General features: G+C 58.5%; 13 protein-coding genes. 9 read left to right on the top strand and 4 right to left on the bottom strand.

Annotated elements, in window-relative coordinates; all coding sequences use genetic code 11:
* The first annotated feature begins 35 nt into the window (after window positions 1–35).
* From ACOTXR_RS12400 to ACOTXR_RS12390, 3 genes are read left to right on the top strand one after another with little or no spacing between them, the layout of a single operon-like run.
* A complete protein-coding gene (locus ACOTXR_RS12400; protein ID WP_023331072.1) occupies window positions 36–1,580 on the top strand; it encodes a peptide MFS transporter in 1,545 nt (514 codons plus the stop codon).
* 58 nt (window positions 1,581–1,638) lie between these two features.
* Window positions 1,639–2,673, top strand: a complete 1,035-nt coding sequence (locus ACOTXR_RS12395; protein WP_078309315.1) for an oxidoreductase — start codon at window positions 1,639–1,641, stop codon at window positions 2,671–2,673.
* Window positions 2,674–2,723: 50 nt separating this feature from the next.
* Window positions 2,724–2,945 (top strand): zinc ribbon domain-containing protein, encoded by a 222-nt coding sequence (locus ACOTXR_RS12390; RefSeq protein ID WP_014884803.1) that lies wholly within the window; start codon window positions 2,724–2,726, stop codon window positions 2,943–2,945.
* Here the strand turns inward: ACOTXR_RS12390 and ACOTXR_RS12385 are convergent.
* The 3 genes from ACOTXR_RS12385 to xseA are packed head-to-tail and all read right to left on the bottom strand — an operon-like array spanning window position 2,942 to window position 5,744.
* Window positions 2,942–3,292 carry a protealysin inhibitor emfourin gene (locus ACOTXR_RS12385; protein ID WP_014884802.1) on the bottom strand — a complete coding sequence of 117 codons (351 nt, stop codon included), beginning with the start codon at window positions 3,290–3,292 and terminating at the stop codon, window positions 2,942–2,944. The genes ACOTXR_RS12390 and ACOTXR_RS12385 overlap by 4 nt on opposite strands.
* Window positions 3,293–4,312: a M4 family metallopeptidase gene (locus ACOTXR_RS12380; protein ID WP_058691213.1), complete on the bottom strand. Its 1,020-nt coding sequence runs from the start codon at window positions 4,310–4,312 to the stop codon at window positions 3,293–3,295.
* A 58-nt stretch (window positions 4,313–4,370) separates the two neighbouring features.
* Window positions 4,371–5,744, bottom strand: coding sequence for an exodeoxyribonuclease VII large subunit (xseA, locus tag ACOTXR_RS12375; RefSeq protein WP_023338662.1), 1,374 nt, complete (start codon window positions 5,742–5,744; stop codon window positions 4,371–4,373).
* Between the two features lie 159 nt (window positions 5,745–5,903).
* Here xseA and guaB point away from each other — a divergent pair, with 159 nt between their 5' ends.
* Both guaB and guaA read left to right on the top strand, forming a co-directional pair.
* Window positions 5,904–7,370, top strand: coding sequence for an IMP dehydrogenase (guaB, locus tag ACOTXR_RS12370; RefSeq protein ID WP_014884799.1), 1,467 nt, complete (start codon window positions 5,904–5,906; stop codon window positions 7,368–7,370).
* Window positions 7,371–7,439: 69 nt separating this feature from the next.
* Window positions 7,440–9,017, top strand: a complete 1,578-nt coding sequence (gene guaA / locus ACOTXR_RS12365) for a glutamine-hydrolyzing GMP synthase (RefSeq protein WP_006811514.1) — start codon at window positions 7,440–7,442, stop codon at window positions 9,015–9,017.
* A gap of 57 nt (window positions 9,018–9,074) precedes the next feature.
* On the opposite strand, the gene ACOTXR_RS12360 is transcribed toward guaA, so the two are convergent.
* Complete coding sequence (locus tag ACOTXR_RS12360; protein WP_008502123.1) at window positions 9,075–9,905, bottom strand: MurR/RpiR family transcriptional regulator; 831 nt, start codon at window positions 9,903–9,905, stop codon at window positions 9,075–9,077.
* A gap of 292 nt (window positions 9,906–10,197) precedes the next feature.
* On the opposite strand from ACOTXR_RS12360, the gene ACOTXR_RS12355 reads away from it, so the two are divergent.
* The 4 genes from ACOTXR_RS12355 to ACOTXR_RS12340 all read left to right on the top strand — a co-directional run bounded on the left by ACOTXR_RS12355 (window position 10,198) and on the right by ACOTXR_RS12340 (window position 15,891).
* The gene (locus tag ACOTXR_RS12355) at window positions 10,198–11,703 is read left to right on the top strand and encodes a CoA-acylating methylmalonate-semialdehyde dehydrogenase (protein ID WP_048996845.1); all 1,506 of its coding nucleotides are present in this window, start codon (window positions 10,198–10,200) and stop codon (window positions 11,701–11,703) included.
* 11 nt (window positions 11,704–11,714) lie between these two features.
* Window positions 11,715–13,640 (top strand): 3D-(3,5/4)-trihydroxycyclohexane-1,2-dione acylhydrolase (decyclizing), encoded by a 1,926-nt coding sequence (iolD, locus tag ACOTXR_RS12350; RefSeq protein WP_058691215.1) that lies wholly within the window; start codon window positions 11,715–11,717, stop codon window positions 13,638–13,640.
* Between the two features lie 303 nt (window positions 13,641–13,943).
* Window positions 13,944–14,930: an inositol 2-dehydrogenase gene (gene iolG, locus ACOTXR_RS12345; RefSeq protein ID WP_023337605.1), complete on the top strand. Its 987-nt coding sequence runs from the start codon at window positions 13,944–13,946 to the stop codon at window positions 14,928–14,930.
* 31 nt (window positions 14,931–14,961) lie between these two features.
* Window positions 14,962–15,891 (top strand): sugar ABC transporter substrate-binding protein, encoded by a 930-nt coding sequence (locus tag ACOTXR_RS12340; protein ID WP_008502118.1) that lies wholly within the window; start codon window positions 14,962–14,964, stop codon window positions 15,889–15,891.
* The last annotated feature ends 38 nt before the right edge of the window (window positions 15,892–15,929 follow it).

The raw sequence follows: 15,929 nt of genomic DNA, 5'->3' as shown, positions 1-15,929 counted from the left end.
GTTTACAAGCACGACACATACCTTTCGGGAGAATTATGCAATCCTCTGTTAATCAAAAAGAGAGCCGAACGTTCTTCGGCCATCCGTATCCGCTCGGTTCACTGTTTTTCACCGAGATGTGGGAGCGTTTCTCGTTTTACGGCATTCGTCCGTTACTGATCCTGTTTATGGCCGCCACCGTCTATGACGGCGGGATGGGCCTGGCCCGTGAAAACGCCTCGGCGATTGTCGGTATCTTTGCCGGGACCATGTACCTGGCCGCGCTGCCGGGGGGCTGGCTGGCGGATAACTGGCTTGGGCAGCAGAGAGCCGTCTGGTACGGTTCAATTCTGATTGCGCTCGGCCACCTGTCGATTGCGCTGTCGGCCATCATGGGTGACAACCTGTTCTTTATCGGCCTGATGTTCATCGTGCTCGGCTCTGGCCTGTTCAAGACCTGTATCTCGGTCATGGTGGGGACTCTGTATAAAAAAGGCGATGCGCGTCGTGACGGCGGTTTCTCGCTGTTCTATATGGGCATCAACATGGGCTCGTTCATTGCCCCGCTGATTTCCGGCTGGCTGATTAAAACCCACGGCTGGCACTGGGGCTTTGGTATTGGCGGCATCGGGATGCTGGTGGCGCTGATTATCTTCCGCGTGTTTGCGGTTCCGGCGATGAAACGCTACGACAGCGAAGTCGGTCTGGATTCCACCTGGAACAGTCCGGTGGTGAAGCGTAATGGCGTGGGCATCTGGCTGCTGGTGCTGGCGGCAGGTGTGGCAACGCTCGTGACGCTGATTGCGCAGGGCGTGATTGTGATTAACCCGGTCGCGGTAGCCAGCGTGCTGGTCTACGTGATTGCGGCGTCTGTTGCCCTCTACTTTATTTATCTGTTTGTTTTTGCTGGCCTGAACCGTAAAGAACGCGCCAGACTGCTGGTGTGCTTTATTCTGCTGGTCTCCGCGGCGTTCTTCTGGTCTGCGTTTGAGCAGAAGCCAACCTCGTTCAACCTGTTTGCCAACGACTACACTAACCGCATGATCGGTGATTTTGAAATCCCGGCGGTTTGGTTCCAGTCGATTAACGCGCTGTTCATCATCCTGCTGGCCCCGGTGTTCAGCTGGGCATGGCCGAAACTCGCGACGAAGAACATCCGCCCGAGCAGTATCACCAAATTCGTGATCGGTATTCTGTGTGCGGCAGCGGGCTTTGGCCTGATGATGCTGGCGGCACAGAATGTACTGAGCAACGGTGGGGCGGGGGTGTCGCCGTTCTGGCTGGTGGGCAGTATCCTGATGCTGACGCTGGGTGAACTGTGCCTGAGCCCGATCGGTCTGGCGACCATGACCCTGCTGGCGCCGGAAAGAATGCGCGGCCAGATGATGGGTCTGTGGTTCTGCGCCAGTGCCTTGGGTAACCTGGCGGCCGGCCTGATCGGCGGTCACGTGAAGGCCGACCAGCTGGATATGCTGCCGGATCTCTTCGCCCGCTGCTCCATCGCGCTGCTGATTTGTGCCGCGGTGCTGATCGTCCTCATTGTTCCGGTGCGTCGTATGCTGGAAAATGCGCAAACGAAACCGGCAGCTAGCGCCTCATAAACCTCAGCGTGCCGGGGCTGGCGTTACGCCCCGGCACGTTATTCCCTGAGGTGAAAATATGCAGTTAGGATTTGTTGGTCTTGGTGCGGTAGTGGAGACAGCGTATCTGCCCGCATTGCGTAACCTGTATGGCCGCCCGGTTCGTTGTTTCGGGTTTGATGTTCTCCCGGCAAAACACCCTGAAGGCGTGACGCGCTGCGCCTCGCTTGCGGAACTGCTTGCCACCCCGCTTGATACCCTCTTTATCACTACCGCATCGCTGCACCATCTTGAGGTGCTTGAGCAGGCGATCGCCTCACCGATCTCCCGGATTGTGATAGAAAAACCGATTGTTGCCACGCTTCCCCAAATAGATAAGCTTAATGCGCTGCTGGCCACGCCCGGTGCGGCATCCCGCGTGCTGGCGCTCGACCACTGGATGGCGCGCACCGAAACGGCGAAGCGCTCGCTGGTTGATCATTTTTCTGACGTCGTCAGAATCGAAGGCTTTTTGCAGGAGCCAAGCGGGTATAACGCTGTCGGCGAACCCATCGCGCTTAATTTCGCCACCGGTGAACCGGATACCAGAACGCTTCGTCACCCTGATGGCGTGATTCTGGATATCGGTACGCATGTGCTGGCGATGCTGCGTGAAACGATGTGCTTTCTGGGGGGCGATGAGGAGATGACGCTACAGGTCGTTGCCGCTAAAGACCGTCTGGGCCGCGCTATTGCAAAAGGAGACCTGACCACGGCAGAAGGTGAAGCGCATCTTCAGGGAAGCATCAGCGGCGTACCGGTGGACATCTGGCTTAACAAATACGCAGGACCTGCGGGCGGGCAAAAAGGCTTGCGTCTGCATCTGCGTGACGGGCGCACCATCAGTCACGACCGGCGCGGCGCGGAAGATGTGCTGGAGGTCATTGAGGGGGATGATATCCAGCGCTGGTCTCTCCCCGGCACAATCTACGAGCACTGTCTTGCGGGACATATTCTTGGCGATAAAAGTCTGTTTGAGCGGGATCCGCAGGAGGTGAGCCGTACCACGCGCCGTCGGATCGAGGAAGTTGCGCTGCTGCTGACCTTGCAGCAACAGTTGCGTGGTCCGCACTGAACGCAACGTGGTAAAATTACCCCAGACCTGAATGCTTTGAAGGAGTCACCATGACGATTACCTGCCCGGATTGCCAGGCAACGCTGGAGCCCCAGAATGGGGTGGCGCACTGCGAGAACTGTAACAAAGACATTGCGCTTGAAGCCCGTTGCCCGGAGTGCCATCAGCCGCTCCAGGTTTTAAAAGCCTGTGGCGCGGTGGATTATTTCTGCCAGAACGGCCACGGCTTAATCTCTAAAAAGCGCGTGGAGTTTATTCCGGCAGAACGTTAATCACACACGCAGCCTTCACCTTTCTGCCACAGTTCCACCAGCGACTCGGGTGCTTCCTGCTCGGGCACCAGCACGATGATATCGGCATAATGTGCCTGATTCTGCCCGGTCCAGATAATCTGGATGCGGAAATAGCGCTGGTCACCGCTGCCGGGTGACGTGGCTTGCCCGGGCGGCTGGCCGCGTGGAAACGCCTGCTCCAGGATGCTCACCAGGCGCTGGCGCTGGGCTTCATTGAGCGAGGACAGCGCGATGGTGCGCTGACCGCTCAGCTTAGGGATAAAAGCGACGCCGCCTTCCCGGGCCAGCTCAACTACGGCGTCATCCGTCAGTTCCGGAACCTGCATTTACAGCACTCCCACCTGTTCCCAGGCTTGTTTTATGGCCGCTCCGACGTCGCTACCGGAGCGTTTCTCTCCGTGCGCGATCGTTAGTTTTGCAAAGGCCACAAAATCTGCATCCTGCGCCAGATTGCGATCGCAAACTGTGTCGTACCAGGCATAACCCGCTTTTTCCCATGCGTGACCGCCGATCGCCGTCGCGGCCAGATAAAACGCCCGGTTGGGGATACCGGAGTTCAGATGCACGCCGCCGTTATCCTCGCGCGTTTTAATGAAATCTTTCATGTGCGCGGGCTGCGGATCTTTGCCGAGCAGCGGGTCATCGTAGGCGGTGCCGGGTTCAGACATCGAGCGCAGCCCTTTGCCGTTAATTCCTGCGGCCAGCAGCCCTTCACCAATCAGCCAGTCTGCTTTATCGGCGGTTTGCTTCAGATGATACTGTTTCACCAGCGAGCCAAACACGTCAGAGAGAGACTCGTTTAGCGCGCCCGACTGTTCAAAATAGATCAGTCCGGCCTCGGTCTCGGTTACGCCGTGGCTCAGCTCGTGCGCCACCACGTCAATGGCAATCGTGAAGCGATTAAATATTTCCCCATCGCCGTCGCCAAATACCATCTGCTGACCATTCCAGAAGGCGTTCTGATATTCCCGGCCGTAGTGAACGGTCCCGGTCAAAATAAGCCCTTTATTATCGAGTGAATCGCGCTGATATTCTTTCCAGAAGAAATCATGGGTAATCCCTAAATACGCGTAGGCTTCATCGACCGCGACATCGCCATTCGACGGCTGACCCTCATAACGCACCTGGGTACCCGGCAGCTCCTGGGTTTGCTTCGCATCGTAAATATCGCGCTCCAGCTGACCGGCTTTATTCACGTGCGGGGCGGCGGGCTTGCCCGGCATATGGGCCATTAACGTCTGTACGTGGGTTAAGGTCTGACGGGCGCAGCGCTGCTGCGGCTCGGAGCCCGTTTCGATAATACGACGCAGAATATAAGGGGGAATAACGCTATAAAGATGGGTCATGCAGCTCTCCTTATCAAAAAAGGGAATAGCTGCAGTATAGTAAGTAACCGGCGAAGAATTATCCGGTTTTGCGCTGACGCGTCTTTTTCACCGGTTTAATTGATTTCACTTCGCTTTCTACCCAGCCGTCAGACAGGCGGGTGGTCAGCACATCCCCGGCTTTGACCTGTTTGGTTTGTTTCAGCACTTTCCCGTCCGTCGCGGTGGTGACGCTATAGCCGCGCGCCAGCGTGGAGAGGGGACTGACCGCTTCAAGATGGGTCACCGCATTGCCAAAACGTTCGCGGGTGGTACTCAGCCGGGCGCGGAGAGTCTCCGCCAGACGAAACTCCAGCTGCTGAATCCGCGTTTGCGCGCGGTAAATTTTCGGTTGCGGATTTTGCTGGTTAAGGCGCTGCGTCACGCGCTGCTGGCGCGAAACCGCGCGTTTCAGCTGAGTATCCAGCGCGATATTCATGCGCTGGCGCAGACGATCCAGCACCGTCTGCTGACGCGCCAGGCGCAGCTGCGGGTGCTGCTGCTGCAGACGATGATGAAGCTGGGTAAAGCGACGGGTACGGTTGGCGAGGAAGTAGTCCATCGCCATTTCAAGGCGCTGCTGGCCGTTCTGGATCTGACGCAGCAGCTCCAGCTGGTTACGACTCACCACTTCTGCCGCCGCGGAAGGCGTAGGCGCACGTAAATCCGCGACAAAATCGGCTATCGTCACGTCCGTTTCATGCCCGACGGCACTCACGACCGGGATAAGGCTGGCAAAGATTGCCCGCGCCACGCGCTCGTCGTTAAAGCTCCACAGGTCTTCCAGCGAGCCGCCACCGCGCCCGACGATGAGTACGTCACATTCCTGGCGCGCGTTGGCCAGCGCAATGGCGCGCACAATCTGGCCCGGCGCATCGTCGCCCTGCACGGCGGTCGGGTAGATGATGACGGGCAGGGAAGGGTCGCGACGCTTGAGGACGTGCAAAATGTCATGCAGTGCCGCACCGGTTTTTGAGGTGATAACCCCAACGCAGTGGGCAGGAGAGGGCAGCGGTTTTTTAAGCTGCTGGTCGAAAAGCCCCTCGGCAGAAAGCGTTGCTTTTAACTGCTCATACTTCTGCTGCAACAGCCCTTCGCCCGCAGGCTGCATACTCTCGACGATAATTTGATAATCACCGCGCGGTTCATACAGGGTAATATTGGCGCGAACCAGAACTTGCTGGCCGTGCTGCGGACGAAACGTCACGCGGCGGTTGCTGTTGCGGAACATCGCGCAGCGCACCTGGGCGGTGTCGTCTTTTAAGGTAAAGTACCAGTGGCCGGAAGAGGGCTGCGTGAAGTTAGAGATCTCACCGCTGATCCAGACCTGCCCCATTTCCTGCTCAAGCAGCAAACGCACCGTCTGATTCAGGCGGCTGACGGTATAAATTGAGGGGGATTGAGAGGATAACATGTGAGCGGGATCAAATTCTAAATCAGCAAGTTATTCAGTCGATAGTAACCTGCTGAGAGGCAATCGCAAGCATTTTTTTTAAAAAAGTGTAGATGCAATCGGTTACGCTCTGTATAATGCCACGGCAATATTTAACCACCCAGGTCAGAGATATTGCCCATGCTACGTATCGCTAAAGAAGCACTGACGTTTGACGACGTCCTCCTCGTTCCCGCTCATTCCACCGTTCTGCCGAATACTGCCGACCTCAGCACGCAGTTGACGAAAACCATTCGTCTGAACATTCCTATGCTCTCCGCGGCAATGGACACCGTGACTGAAGCGCGCCTGGCTATCGCCCTGGCACAGGAAGGCGGCATTGGCTTTATCCATAAAAACATGTCTATCGAGCGTCAGGCGGAAGAAGTTCGCCGCGTGAAGAAACATGAATCCGGCATTGTGTCTGACCCTCAGACCGTTCTGCCAACCACCACCCTGCACGAAGTGAAAGCCCTGACCGAACGTAACGGCTTCGCCGGTTACCCGGTTGTGACCGAAGATAACGAGCTGGTTGGCATCATCACCGGCCGTGACGTGCGCTTCGTGACTGACCTGAACCAGCCTGTCAGCGTCTACATGACGCCAAAAGAGCGTCTGGTGACCGTTCGCGAAGGTGAAACCCGCGACGTAGTGCTGGCGAAAATGCACGAAAAACGCGTTGAGAAAGCGCTGGTTGTCGATGCGAACTTCCATCTGCGCGGCATGATCACCGTGAAAGATTTCCAGAAAGCAGAACGTAAACCTAACGCCTGTAAAGACGAGCATGGCCGTCTGCGCGTGGGTGCAGCGGTGGGTGCCGGTGCCGGTAACGAAGAGCGTGTTGATGCGCTGGTGGCTGCGGGCGTTGACGTCCTGCTGATCGACTCCTCTCACGGCCACTCCGAAGGCGTTCTGCAGCGTATTCGTGACACCCGTGCTAAGTACCCGGACCTGCAGATCATCGGCGGCAACGTGGCAACAGGCGCAGGCGCTCGTGCGCTGGCTGATGCCGGCTGCAGCGCGGTGAAAGTAGGTATCGGTCCAGGCTCTATCTGTACTACCCGTATCGTCACCGGCGTGGGCGTTCCGCAGATCACCGCTGTGTCTGACGCGGTTGAAGCGCTGGAAGGCACCGGTATTCCGGTTATCGCTGACGGCGGTATCCGCTTCTCTGGCGACATCGCGAAAGCCATCGCCGCGGGCGCTGCTGCCGTGATGGTGGGCTCCATGCTGGCCGGTACCGAAGAATCCCCGGGTGAAATCGAACTCTACCAGGGCCGTTCTTACAAATCCTATCGTGGGATGGGCTCCCTGGGCGCGATGTCCAAAGGTTCCTCTGACCGTTACTTCCAGACCGATAACGCCGCTGACAAACTGGTGCCGGAAGGTATCGAAGGCCGCGTTGCTTATAAAGGCCGTCTGAAAGAGATCATTCACCAGCAGATGGGCGGCCTGCGCTCCTGTATGGGTCTGACCGGCTGTGGTACCATTGACCTGCTGCGTACCAAAGCGGAATTCGTACGCATCAGCGGTGCGGGTATCCAGGAGAGCCACGTTCACGACGTGACGATCACCAAAGAGTCCCCGAACTATCGTCTGGGCTCCTGATTTTTCTTCGCCCGACCTCGTGTCGGGCGATTTATTTAATCTGTTTCACTTGCCTCGGAATTAGCGTCAATGACGGAAAACATTCATAAACATCGCATCCTCATCCTCGATTTTGGTTCTCAGTACACTCAGCTGGTGGCGCGTCGCGTACGTGAACTGGGCGTTTACTGCGAACTGTGGGCGTGGGATGTCACGGAAGCACAGATTCGCGAATTCAATCCAAGCGGCATCATCCTGTCCGGCGGCCCGGAAAGCACCACCGAAGAGAACAGCCCGCGCGCGCCGCAGTACGTGTTCGAAGCAGGCGTGCCGGTATTCGGTGTCTGCTACGGTATGCAGACCATGGCTATGCAGCTGGGCGGCCACGTAGAAGGCTCTAACGAGCGTGAGTTCGGCTATGCACAGGTAGAAGTCGTCACCGACAGCGCACTGGTGCGTGGTATCGAAGACTCCCTGACCGCTGACGGCAAACCGCTGCTGGACGTGTGGATGAGCCACGGCGACAAGGTCACCGCTATCCCGTCTGACTTCGTGACCGTTGCCAGCACCGAAAGCTGCCCGTTCGCGATCATGGCGAACGAAGAAAAGCGCTTCTACGGCGTGCAGTTCCACCCGGAAGTGACCCACACCCGTCAGGGTATGCGCATGCTGGAGCGCTTCGTGCGCGACATCTGCCAGTGTGAAGCGCTGTGGACCCCGGCAAAAATTATCGACGACGCCGTGGAGCGTATCCGCCAGCAGGTTGGTGATGACAAAGTGATCCTCGGCCTCTCCGGCGGCGTCGACTCCTCCGTGACCGCGATGCTGCTGCACCGTGCCATCGGCAAAAACCTGACCTGCGTCTTCGTGGACAACGGTCTGCTGCGTCTGAACGAAGCCCAGCAGGTGATGGACATGTTCGGTGACCACTTCGGTCTGAACATCGTTCACGTGGAAGGTGAGCAGCGTTTCCTGGACGCGCTGAAAGGCGAGAACGATCCGGAAGCCAAGCGTAAAATCATCGGCCGCGTGTTCGTGGAAGTGTTCGACGAAGAAGCGCTGAAGCTGGAAGACGTTAAATGGCTGGCACAGGGCACTATCTATCCTGACGTGATTGAATCAGCTGCTTCAGCAACTGGTAAAGCACACGTCATCAAATCTCACCACAACGTGGGCGGCCTGCCGAAAGAGATGAAGATGGGTCTGGTTGAACCGCTGCGCGAGCTGTTCAAAGATGAAGTACGCAAGATCGGTCTGGAACTGGGCCTGCCGTACGACATGCTCTACCGTCATCCGTTCCCGGGCCCGGGTCTCGGCGTGCGCGTACTGGGTGAAGTGAAGAAAGAGTACTGCGACCTGCTGCGTCGCGCAGACGCGATCTTCATCGAAGAGCTGCACAAAGCTGACCTGTACAACAAAGTAAGCCAGGCGTTCACCGTATTCCTGCCGGTTCGCTCCGTCGGCGTGATGGGCGATGGCCGTAAGTACGACTGGGTTGTTTCCCTGCGTGCGGTAGAAACCATCGACTTCATGACCGCGCACTGGGCGCACCTGCCGTATGACTTCTTAGGCCGCGTGTCTAACCGCATCATCAACGAAGTGAACGGTATTTCCCGCGTGGTGTATGACATCAGCGGTAAGCCACCGGCTACGATTGAGTGGGAATGATTTCCCGCTGAATTAACACCAAAACCCTCTGCCTGCGCAGGGGGTTTTTTTATTGCCTCACTTTCCTTCACCCAACCGATACGCCAGCGCCACCACCAGCGACTGCACCAGGCACAGCGTCGCCGACTGGGACCGAAACGCGTCCACCTGCGCCTCTTTCACTACAAAGCAAAGATCGCTGAACGTCGCCAGGGGGCTGATCTGGCTGTCCGTAATCACAATCTGCCGCGCGCCGACGCTGGCGGCGGTTTCGCTGACCATCACCGTCTCTTCCGCGTACGGCGAGAAGCTGATCGACACCACAATGTCGCGCGCCTTAATGCGGCTGATCTGCTCGCGCAGCATCCCACCCATACCGTCGAGCAGAATAGGGCGACACTCCAGGTGGCTCAGGGCATAGGTTAGGTAGGCCGCGACGCTAAAGGAGCGGCGCAGACCGGCGATGTAGATGGTGTCGGCGTCGGCCAGCAGCTGTACCGCGCGCTCCAGCATTTCCGGTTCGGCGCGGGCGGCCAGCTGCTGTAGCGCCTGGGCGTTTGAACGGGCGAACTCCTGCAGGATGTCGAGCGGGGTTTCGGGCACGGCCTCGCTCTCCATTTCGCGAAACAGCCGGGCACGGTCGCTGTAGCTGGCGGTCTCCTCCACCAGGTTCATGCGAAACAGCTGTTTCATTTCGTTGAAGCCGGTGAAGTCAAAGGCGTTGGCGAAGCGGATCAGCGTCGAGGGCGGCACGTCGGCGCGCTCGGCAATCACGGCAACCGTATCAAAGGCCACGCTGTTCGTATTATCCAGCACATAGCGGGAGACCTGCTGCAGCCTCTTGCTCAGGCTATCGTAGCGATCGCGGATTTGCTGCTGCAGTTCGTTCAGGCTGGTTGCTGTCGTCATGTTATCCCCCAAATACAGTCCTGTGATTCTAAACGCAAAACCGCGTCTTTTAAATGTCGGCCATCCATCTGGCAGCAAAAATGAAACAGAAGCTTCAGTCATTCCCACGCCCGAAATGCCTTAATAGCGCACGCTGCGTCAGTATTGTTGGCTGTTAACATAAAAATCCATCCTTGATCACAATAATCATCATTTATTTTATTTCAACTTAAAATGGAATATTTGTTTCATATATAGTGTTCGGTACACAGTGTTCAGGTAACAGTCACGTATCAACAGCGAGAGGTTAAGGATGGAGACGGTAGCGAATTTTATTCACGGCGAATGTGTCACCGGTTCAGGCCAGCGCGTTCAGGCGATCTTCAACCCGGCCACCGGCAAGCAGATCCGCCAGGTGGTGATGAGTACGGCACAGGAAACGGAGCAGGCAATTGCCGCCGCGCAGCAGGCGTTTCCTGCGTGGGCGCGTCATGCTCCGCTTAAGCGCGCGCGCGTGATGTTCCGCTTCAAGGCGCTGCTGGAAGAGAACATGGATCGCCTGGCCCGTCTCATCAGCGAAGAGCACGGCAAGGTCTTCTCCGACGCGGTGGGCGAACTCACCCGTGGTCTGGAAGTGGTGGAATTTGCCTGCGGTATCCCTCATCTCCAAAAAGGTGAGCACTCAGCCAACGTCGGCACCGGCGTTGACAGCCACTCGCTGATGCAGCCGCTCGGGGTCTGCGTTGGGATCACGCCGTTTAACTTCCCGGCGATGGTGCCGATGTGGATGTTCCCGATTGCGCTGGCGACCGGAAACACCTTCGTGCTGAAACCGTCAGAAAAAGATCCCTCCCTGGCGCTCGCGCTGGCGCAGCTGCTGAAAGATGCTGGCCTGCCGGACGGCGTGTTCAACGTGGTGCAGGGTGACAAAGAGTCCGTTGACGTGCTCCTGACCGACCCGCGCGTGCAGGCGGTGAGCTTTGTCGGCTCGACGCCGATTGCCGAATACATTTACCAGACCGCGTCCGCCCACGGAAAGCGCTGTCAGGCACTGGGTGGCGCGAAAAACCACTGTATTCTCATGCCGGATGCCGACATGGAAATGGCCGCTAACGCCATTATGGGCGCAGGCTTCGGTGCGGCGGGGGAGCGCTGCATGGCGCTCTCGGTGGTGCTGGCTGTGGGGGATAAAACCGCCGATGACCTCTGCGCCCGGCTGGAAAAACAGATTGCCTCCCTGCGCGTCGGGCCGGGTCTGGACCAGACGCCGGAAAACGAAATGGGGCCGCTCATCTCCTCGGCGCACCGTAGCAAGGTGCTGGGCTATATCGACAGCGGGGAAGCGCAGGGCGCGACGCTGCGCGTGGACGGTCGCAGCTTCAGCGTGCAGGGGCACGAGCAGGGCTATTTCGTCGGGCCGACGCTGTTTGATAACGTCACCCCGGAGATGACCATCTATAAAGAAGAGATTTTCGGCCCGGTGCTTTCTGTGGTGCGCGTAGCAGATTACGCCAGCGCGGTGGACCTGATTAACCGCCATGAATATGGTAATGGTTCGGCAATCTTCACCCGTGACGGCGGCTGCGCGCGTCGCTTCTGCGAAGAGGTGCAGGCGGGCATGGTCGGGGTCAATGTGCCGATCCCGGTGCCGATGGCATTCCACAGTTTCGGTGGCTGGAAGCGCTCTATCTTTGGTGCGCTCAACGTCCACGGCAACGACGGTGTGCGTTTCTACACCCGAATGAAAACCATCACCGCACGCTGGCCGGAAATGCAGCAGGAGACAGGCGCTGCGTTCTCCATGCCAACGCTGGGCTGACAGGAGGCGTTATGCAAACCGAACGTATGACTATGGCCCAGGCGCTGGTCCGGTTCCTTAATCAACAATACGTCAGCGTGGATGGCGACGAAATGCCCTTCGTGGAGGGCGTGGCGACTATTTTCGGGCACGGTAACGTGCTCGGCATCGGCCAGGCGCTGGAACAAGATCCGGGCCATTTGCAGGTTATGCAGGGCTGCAACGAGCAGGGCATTGCCCATATGGCGACGGGATTCGCCAAACAGCACCGCCGTCAGCGCATTTTCGCCGTCACCTCCTCCGTCGGGCCGGGCGCCGCCAATATGGTGACCGCGGCGGCAACCGCTACGGCGAACCGCATTCCGCTGTTATTGCTGCCGGGCGATATCTACGCCAGCCGCCAGCCTGACCCGGTGCTGCAGCAGATCGAGCAGTATCACGATCTCAGCATCAGTACCAACGACTGCTTTCGTCCGGTCTCTCGCTACTGGGACCGTATCAACCGTCCCGAGCAGCTGATGAGCGCCATGCTAAGCGCGATGCGAACGCTTACTGACCCCGCCAATACCGGGGCGGTGACCCTCTGCCTGCCGCAGGACGTGCAGGGGGAAGCCTGGGATTATCCCCTGAGCTTCTTCGCGCGCCGCGTGCACCACATCGAACGTCGTCCGCCTGACCCGCAGCGTCTGGCGCAGGCGCGGGCGCTGATCGCCCGCAAGCGTCGTCCGCTGGTGGTGTGCGGCGGCGGCGTGCGCTATTCCGGCGCGCATGAGGCGTTTCGCGAATTTGTCGAGACGCTGCAGCTGCCGTTTGCCGAAACCCAGGCCGGGAAGGGGGCGCTGGTAAGTGACCACCCACTTAACCTGGGTGGCGTTGGGGTGACGGGGGGACTGGCGGCCAACCAGCTCGCGCCCCAGGCGGATTTAGTGATTGGCATCGGCACGCGTCTTACGGACTTTACCACCGGCTCCAAGACGCTCTTTTCCCATCCGGACGTCGAATTTCTGCTGCTGAACGTGGCGGAGTTCGACGCCCTGAAGCTGGACGCCACCGCACTGATCGCTGATGCTCAAACCGGACTTCAGGCCTTAACCCAGTCGCTCGGCGATTATCGCAGCGGCTGGGGAGAGGCGATCGCCGAGGCGAAATCCGCGTGGCGCGACGAGTGCCGTCGCCTGTGGGATCGCCAGTGGCATCCTGCTGATGCGCCCGAAGTGGCAGGGCACCTGGATAGCCAGCTGGTGGAATATGGCGAAACGCTCAACACTCGCCTGACCCAGACGCGGGTGCTGGGGCTGATCAACCAGCATATTGAAGATAGCGCCATCGTGGTGGGGGCGGCCGGATCGCTGCCGGGCGATTTACAGCGGCTCTGGCAGGTGAAAACGCCGGACAGCTATCACCTGGAATACGGATACTCCTGCATGGGCTACGAGATTGCGGCGGCCATCGGTGCGAAGCTCGCCAGACCCGACCAGCCGGTGTACGCCATGGTGGGGGATGGCTCGTACATGATGCTGCACTCCGAGCTGCAAACCGCGGTGCAGGAGGGGATTAAGGTCACCGTTCTGCTGTTTGATAACGCCAGCTTTGGCTGCATTAACAATCTGCAGATGGGGCACGGCATGGGGAGCTTTGGCACCGAAAACCGCCATCGCAACCCGGAAACCGGACGGCTGGACGGGCCGCTGGTGAAGGTCGATTTTGCCCAAAACGCTGAAAGCTACGGCTGCCGCGCGTGGCGGGTAAACGATGAGCAAAGCCTGCTGGCGGCGCTGGAGGCGTCACGCGCGCATCCGGGCCCGACGCTGCTGGACATCAAGGTGCTGCCGAAGACCATGACCCATGACTACGCCTCGTGGTGGCGAACCGGCGACGCGCAGGTGGCGGCGTCTTCTGCCGTGCGTGAAGCCGCTCTGCAAACGCAGGCGCAGGTGAAAAAAGCCCGCCAGTATTAAGTTTTCCCGCCGTAACGAAATTTTCATTTCATTTTTTTGTTTCCCCTCACCCTAACCCTCTCCCTCAGGGAGAGGGGCCGAATCGGTGCGGTTTTTACTCCCTCTCCCTGAGGGAGAGGGCTGGGGTGAGGGGGAAAATGGCTGTTCTCCTATGTTGTGAGATTGATAACAAAATTTATCTCATTCATCTCAAAAGTGTTAACTCGCACTCAAAAACATAATTTTCACTATTTATAGAAATGAAATAAATGTTTTATTTATAGGGTCGTTAGTTCACAGCATTCACCAACACCGGGAGCCGTTATGTTTAACATTGCTTTACTGGGCGCTGGCCGAATTGGCCAGGTACATGCAGCTAACATCGCCAGCCACGGCGCGACCACGCTCTGGTCCGTGGTTGACCCGAATCAGGAATTTGCCACCCGTCTCGCCACGCAGTATCAGGCCCGTCAGCAGAGCCTGATTGAGGCGATGACCGACCCTAACGTTCACGCCGTGCTGATTGCCTCCGCCACCGATACCCACGCGGACCTGATTGAAATGGCCGCCCGCCATGGCAAAGCCATCTTTTGCGAAAAGCCGGTACACCTCGACCTTGCCCGCGTGCGCGACTGCCTGAAAGTGGTCAAAGAGTACGACGTGCCGCTGTTTATCGGCTTTAACCGCCGCTTTGACCCGCAGTTCCGCCGGGTGAAAACCGACGCCCAGGCCGGGCGCATCGGCAAGCCGGAATCGCTGCTGATTATCTCCCGCGACCCGTCTCCGCCGCCTGCAGAGTACGTGCGCGTCTCTGGCGGCATGTTCCGCGATATGACCATTCACGACTTTGATATGGCGCGCTTCATCATGGGCGAAGAGCCGGTGTCGGTCTATGCCCAGGGCAGTAACCTGGTCGATCCGGCGATTGGCGAGGCGGGGGATATCGACACCGCATTTATCGTTCTGAAATATGCCTCCGGCGCGATGGCGACCATCGTCAACAGCCGCCGCTCATCTTACGGATACGACCAGCGCCTGGAGCTGCACGGCTCCGAAGGGCTGCTGTGCGCGGGCAATATTCTGGAAAACCAGGTGCAGCACTACGGCAAACAGGGCTGCACCAGCGCGCTGCCGGAACACTTCTTCCTGCAGCGCTACAAATCCGCTTACGCCGCGGAATGGGAACACTTTGTTGCGGTCCTGCGCGGCGAAGCGGTGCCTGACTGCAGCGGTGATGATGGTGAACGTGCGCTGTACCTCGCGGATAAAGCGCTGGAGTCGCTGCGTAGCCAGCGCGAGATCGTCCTCTAAACACAACCCCCCTACACAGAGAGACATAATAATGAAAAAACTGATCGTAGCCGCCCTCATCGCCATGACGTCCGGGGCTGCCCTCGCCGAAAACGAGCAAATTGTTTTCAGTACGCCAAACCTGGCCATGCCGTTTGAAGTACACATGCAGCGCACGGCGGTGAAAGCCGCAAAAGAGATGGGCGTGAAGCTTCAGGTGCTGGACGGGCAGGGCAGTTCACCGAAACAGGTGGCTGACCTGGAAAATGCCATCACTCGTGGGGCGCAGGGCTTTATCGTCTCCCCGAATGACGTAAACGCCGTCTCCAGCGCGGTAGATGAAATTCAGGATGCGAAGCTGCCGGTGGTGACCCTTGACCGCTCCGTCGACAGCCAGAAAAAAGTGCCGCACTTCGGGGCTAATAACTACAAAGGCGGCCAGGCGATTGGCGACTTCGTGAAAACCAAATTCCCCGACGGAGCGGAGATTATTCTGCTGACCGGTCAGCCGGGCTCCTCCTCCAATATTGAACGCACCAAAGGGATCCGCGACAGCCTGAAGGCGGGCGGGGATAAGTACAAGATCGTCGCCGATCAGACCGGAAACTGGATGCGTTCGGAAGGGATGCGCATCGTGGAAAGCGTTCTGCCTTCTCTGCCGAAACGCCCGCAGGTGATCCTCTCCGCTAACGACGATATGGCGCTGGGCGCGATTGAAGCGCTGCAGAGCCAGGGCGTGAAGCCGGGCGAAATTCTGGTCACCGGTTTTGATGCGGTACCGGAAGCGCTGGCCCGCGTGCGCGACGGCTGGCTGGCAGTAACGGCGGATCAGCGTCCGGGCTTTGCGGTGCAGACGGCGATGAGCCAGCTGGTGGCCAACGTGCGCGAGAAGAAAGCCATCACCGGGGCCGACTACCCGCCGACGCTGATCACCAAAGAGAATCTGCAGCAGGCTGAACGTATCGGTGAGGCCGGTAACTGACGTATCCGCAGCCGCCGCGCGAGCGGCGGCGCACTCTA

Origin of the sequence: Enterobacter cloacae complex sp. IR53030, from assembly GCF_049238365.1 — a bacterium.
Classification (GTDB): domain Bacteria; phylum Pseudomonadota; class Gammaproteobacteria; order Enterobacterales; family Enterobacteriaceae; genus Enterobacter; species Enterobacter kobei.
The sequence above is the reverse complement of the archived record's forward strand: the minus strand, read 5'-3'. Positions and strand labels throughout refer to the sequence as shown.